Source organism: Candidatus Poribacteria bacterium (assembly GCA_026702755.1).
Classification (GTDB): Bacteria; Poribacteria; WGA-4E; order WGA-4E; family WGA-3G; genus WGA-3G.
Map to the genome: position 1 here is coordinate 1 of JAPPBX010000002.1, position 5,118 is coordinate 5,118.

5 protein-coding genes are annotated in these 5,118 nt (G+C 44.9%); all 5 read left to right on the forward strand.

Annotated features, from left to right (window positions below):
- The coding region (locus OXH39_00710) for a Gfo/Idh/MocA family oxidoreductase (GenBank protein ID MCY3548950.1) at window positions 1–824 on the forward strand (824 nt) is incomplete at its 5' end.
- 191 nt (window positions 825–1,015) lie between these two features.
- Window positions 1,016–1,999, forward strand: coding sequence for an AAA family ATPase (locus OXH39_00715; protein ID MCY3548951.1), 984 nt, complete (start codon window positions 1,016–1,018; stop codon window positions 1,997–1,999).
- Between the two features lie 108 nt (window positions 2,000–2,107).
- The gene (locus tag OXH39_00720; GenBank protein MCY3548952.1) at window positions 2,108–3,235 is read left to right on the forward strand and encodes a Fic family protein; all 1,128 of its coding nucleotides are present in this window, start codon (window positions 2,108–2,110) and stop codon (window positions 3,233–3,235) included.
- Window positions 3,236–3,573: 338 nt separating this feature from the next.
- Window positions 3,574–3,963 (forward strand): hypothetical protein, encoded by a 390-nt coding sequence (locus tag OXH39_00725; protein MCY3548953.1) that lies wholly within the window; start codon window positions 3,574–3,576, stop codon window positions 3,961–3,963.
- Window positions 3,964–4,092: 129 nt separating this feature from the next.
- On the forward strand, window positions 4,093–5,085 hold the full coding sequence (locus tag OXH39_00730) for a hypothetical protein (protein ID MCY3548954.1): 993 nt from the start codon (window positions 4,093–4,095) through the stop codon (window positions 5,083–5,085).
- Window positions 5,086–5,118: the final 33 nt, after the last annotated feature.

Sequence of the window (5,118 nt, forward strand, 5' to 3'; positions counted from 1 at the left end):
ACCAAGAGATGATCGAAAAAGAGAAACCCGACATCGTCTGTATCGCCACGCGTCCCGGTCCCCACGCCGACATTACCGTCTTCGCTGCTGAAAACGGTGTCAAGGGTATCTACTGTGAAAAGCCGCTCTGCTGCTCTATGGAAGAGGCGGACATCATGGTAGACATCGTTCAAAAGCACGGTGTCAAATTCAACTACGGCACGCAACGCCGTTACATGCCGATTTATCGCAAAATTCGCGAACTCGTGGATGCTGGCGAAATCGGCGATGTCCAATGCTCCATTGCCCAATACGGAGCCAGTTCCGCGCTCTGGGGATTGACCCACGCCGCTGATATGCTCCTCTTCCTCGCGGGTGACCCGGAGGTTGACTTCGTGCAAGGCGCGATTATATGCAATGATTCGGATTGGGATGGTAACCGTCTCAACGTTGACCCAGGTATCGCTTGCGGTTACATCCGCTATTCCAATGGGGTTCACGGTTACAACACTGCAGGCACGGGACCCGAGTACGAGGTCTGCGGCACCGGGGGTAAGATCCGTGTGCAAAACAACAGCAGAGAAATCCAATTCCGAAAAAAGGATGGGACCTTCTTTGAAGAGGTGCCGTTTCCAGAAACATCCCGCGCTACAGGCACCGTTATGGGAATCACCGACATCGCCGAAGCACTCGATGAGGACCGCGAGACCAAGGGACCCGTTCATCTCGCACGACGCAGTCAAGAGACGCTCATGGGTATGATCGAATCGCATCGGCTTGGCGGTAAGCACATCTCACTCCCCATGGAAAACCGTTCTCTCTATGTCACAAGGGACAATTGGTAGAATCCAACTCCGGTAGGCGCGCTTTCATGAAGATTAAGAATTTAATTCGGTAATGTGCGATGTTAATTGTCTGAAGCAGGATTTACAAGATTCAAGGATTTTCAGGATTGGAGATTCCTTTTTATTGAAACTGCTTTTTATTGAATTACCGAAATATTTACTTGAACTTCATCTAAGCGCGCCGAAACAACATGAACTTAGAAACCCAAATCCAGCAGTTCCGAGAAACCTTTTACAATGTCAAAACCGAAGTCCAAAAACGCATTGTCGGTCAAGACGCGATTATTGAAGGTGTCCTTTTCTGTTTACTCGCCAATGGACACGCACTCCTTGAGGGTATTCCCGGTTTAGGCAAGACGCAGCTGATTCATACCCTCAGCGAAGCACTGGATCTCTCCTTCAAGCGCATCCAATTCACACCGGATATGATGCCTTCCGACATCACAGGTACAACGCTTCTCGTTGAGGATGAACACGGCAGAAGGCAGTTTGAATTCCAACAGGGACCCATTTTTTCCCAACTCATCCTCGCTGATGAGATTAACCGCGCCACACCGCGCACACAATCCGCACTCCTTGAGGCGATGCAAGAACGCACCGTCACCGTCGGACGCACCAGCCACACGTTAGAGGAACCGTTTTGCGTTCTCGCGACACAAAACCCGCTGGAAATGGAAGGCACTTATCCACTTCCAGAAGCGCAACTGGATCGATTCCTATTCAAACTCCTTATCGAGTTTCCGAGTGAAGACGAGATCGTCGAAATCCTACGCCGCACCACATCCGGTGCTGACATCAGCATCGACAAGGTCACAAATGCTGAGACGCTCAACGAGATGCGTCGACTTGTCCCGCAAGTGCCCATCGCCGAACATGTCGAACGCCATATTATCCGACTCGTCCGTGCGACACACCCAGATTCCGAGAACGCACCGGAGATTGTCAAACAATACGTCCATCTCGGTGCTGGTATTCGGAGTGTCCAAGCGATAGCCCTCACCGCTAAAATCCATGCCCTCCTTGACGAGCGATATAACGTCGCCTTCTCGGATCTCGACAGCGTGCTACTTCCCGCACTCCGCCACCGTATTCTCCTCAACTTCGAAGGTCAAGGTGAAGGCATTGAACCTGACGCTATCGTCAACGAAGTCCAAAATACGCTTTCAGAGAGTTAAAGTCATACTATATTATCACTTTTCATAATATAGAATTTTATATTATGAAAAATTCCTAAAAATCAAAATATGGAATTCTATATTGCGAAAAATTGAGAGAATCATAATATGAAAAAATTCGTAGCAGGCGAATACAAGCAACAACAAGAATATAAAAGTTTTACACCCTCCTTTATAAATGAGCGTTTTATCTGGGATAATCCGCGGATAGATGTGCTGCTGGAACAAGCGGGACGGTTTTTAGGTGAATTAAACGCTTATGCTGAACTTATACCGGATATTGATTTTTTCATCCGAATGAAGGTTGTGAAAGAAGCGAGAGACTCTAATCTGATTGAAGGAACTAAAACTGAACTTGATGATGTTTTGCTGCCACAGGAGGAAATTGAGCCAGAAAAACGTGATGATTGGGATGAAGTCCAGAATTATATCAAAGCGATGAACTTCGCAATAGCCAAACTGCCTGAACTTCCACTTTGTATACGGCTCCTAAAGGATGCACACAAGATTTTACTCTCCGGCGTTCGCGGGCAACACAGAGCCCCTGGAGAAATTCGTAAAAGTCAAAACTGGATTGGTGGTTCGTCACTTGCCAATGCATTTTTCGTCCCGCCTTCACCAGAGGAACTTCCAGACCTCCTAAGTGATCTGGAAAAATTCTGGCATAACCAATCACTACAGATGCCCGAACTTATCAAAATTGCCATCACGCACTATCAGTTTGAAACGATTCACCCTTTTCTTGATGGAAATGGCAGGTGTGGAAGATTGTTAATTGTCTTACAGCTTCTTGATGCGCAGATATTGCAAAAGCCTGTGATCTATACGTCTACCTTTTTTGAAAGACACAGAACTTCCTATTACGATTCATTTTCTATAGTCCGTCCATCAAATGATTTAGAGCAGTGGATCGTATTTTTCTTAAGCGGCATCGTTGACACCGCACAGCATGGAATTGAGGTATTCCGAGAAATTATCTCGCTTCGTCAAGAATATGAAGAACAGATCCTAACGCTTGGTTCCAGAGCGAAAAACGCACATAAATTACTTCGGTCTATGTTCGCGCAGTCAATAGTCAACGCAAAATTAGCGACAAAGGAATTGGGTATGGCTTTTTCAAGTGCAAATCTGCTCTTAAAATCTTTGACCGACCTTGGTATACTAAAGGAGGTCACTGGCTTTTCTCGTAACCGTCTCTTTGTATTGGAGAAATACCTCAACCTCTTTAGAAGTTAGCAGGTTTCACACAAAAATGAGGAAATTATGACGATGAGGATATCTCACGGATATTTCACACCGGAAGAATACATCACTTTAGAACGCAAAGCAATCCCTGATGCTGAGGCGGTCCCTACAAGAAATATACGAACGCGTTCCGTTCCCTAAGTAGTACGAATATCTAAAGATTGTCCCTTCCATGCTGGTGAAGTTTCCTAATCTCGATTCTGGGTATCCACAATTTTTCTTGACAGTCGTGCTTGAAAATGTTAGACTTAATGCAAATTAGGATAACCATGATTGCCAGTGCACAATCACAGAAGTTAGAGTAATAATAAAGCGATAGGGAAAATGAAATGGATTTCAGTTGGGCTACAATCAGTCTCATAGATATAGGGATATTTAGCTTCGGCATAATCGCCGCGGCTACTGGATGGATCGTCAAAAAGCGCGAAGACCAACGGTATAATGCCCTATACGAAGAACACAAAAATCTGCAACAACGGTATAACGCCCTACAGCAAGAGTTTAGCAACTTCCAAAGTGCTGCTGACCAGCGGTATAACGCCCTACAGCAAGAACACGAAATCTTGAAAGAGGAAAACGCGACTCTCCGAGCCGGGCTCGATGCTCTCACCAGAGAACACAAGGCACTCCAGACAGCGCATGATCGCTTGTCTGGACGACACGCCGAACTCGTCGAAAGAGTGATGCCAGTCTTTGAAATATTGGCACGTGAAAACTAATGGAAATAAACGCTCGTAATGAAAACTGAATGCGTCCACATTATTCAATTTTTTGACATTTTACAAGAATCAGTGTATAATTAAAACACAATCCAAAACCACCATTTTCAGGCAACAAGATTGAAAAATATGCAAGAGTCCTTACAAAAATTACAAAATCTTCTCCAACAACTCTTCCGCGCAGATGACACCGACCTTGACTTCGGTATCTACCGTATCATTAACTATAGACGCGACCAGATCCAAAATTTCATTGACGAAGAACTCCCCACCATCGTCAACAAAGCACTTGAGGCAAATGCTGAAATTGAATCCGAACGAAAAGAATTTGAATCTTTACGAGAGCAAATTCCGGATGGCATGTTAGATGAAGATGACAACCCCATCAATGAGGCTTTTGCACAGGTACCTATTGTCAAGAAATTTCTAGCGGCAAAAGAAAAACGAGGTGAACCGCAAACCCCAGACCAGCGCGAAAATGCTGTCTATAATCACCTCTACACTTTTTTCTCCCGATACTACGATAACGGCGATTTTATTCCGCGCAGACGCTATTCCCAAACCGAACGCTATGCTGTTCCTTACAACGGCGAAGAGGTCTACCTTCATTGGGCAAATCGCGACCAGTACTATGTCAAGAGCGGTGAACATTTCTCTATCTATAGATTTAAACCTCAAGACACCACCTTCACCTTTGATCTCCGGGAAGTAGATGTTGAAAAAGACAACGTTAAAGGCAAAAAACGTTTCTTTATTCCCCTATCTGCAGAAACAAAATATAATCCAGAAATCGATGAGGTGTGCATTCCATTTGAATACCGTCCACTCACCGACGAAGAAAAGAAAATCTATAGTAGTCAAAAACAACAGGACAAAATTATTGATGCTGCCGAGTCGGAAATCATGGCACGTTTGACTGATCACCACAACGCACTGAGTGACCTTGCACAAGAGACAGATGGCGTAACCGTCCTCAAGAAACATCTTCAAATCTATACACACCGTAATACTGCAGACTTCTTCATTCACAAAGACCTTAAGCAATTTCTCAACCGAGAACTGGATGTCTTTATCAAAAACGAAGTGATACCGTTGTCCTCTGTACTGCCACCGGAAATTTAGACCACTCTCTAAAACAAGATTGTGATACAATAA

What these genes read in the sequence shown, in the direction of transcription:
- OXH39_00730 (MCY3548954.1), top strand. Translation starts at nt 4,093, where the DNA reads ATGCAAGAGTCCTTACAAAAATTACAAAATCTTCTCCAACAACTCTTC.
- OXH39_00725 (MCY3548953.1), top strand. Translation starts at nt 3,574, where the DNA reads ATGGATTTCAGTTGGGCTACAATCAGTCTCATAGATATAGGGATATTT.
- OXH39_00720 (MCY3548952.1), top strand. Translation starts at nt 2,108, where the DNA reads ATGAAAAAATTCGTAGCAGGCGAATACAAGCAACAACAAGAATATAAA.
- OXH39_00715 (MCY3548951.1), top strand. Translation starts at nt 1,016, where the DNA reads ATGAACTTAGAAACCCAAATCCAGCAGTTCCGAGAAACCTTTTACAAT.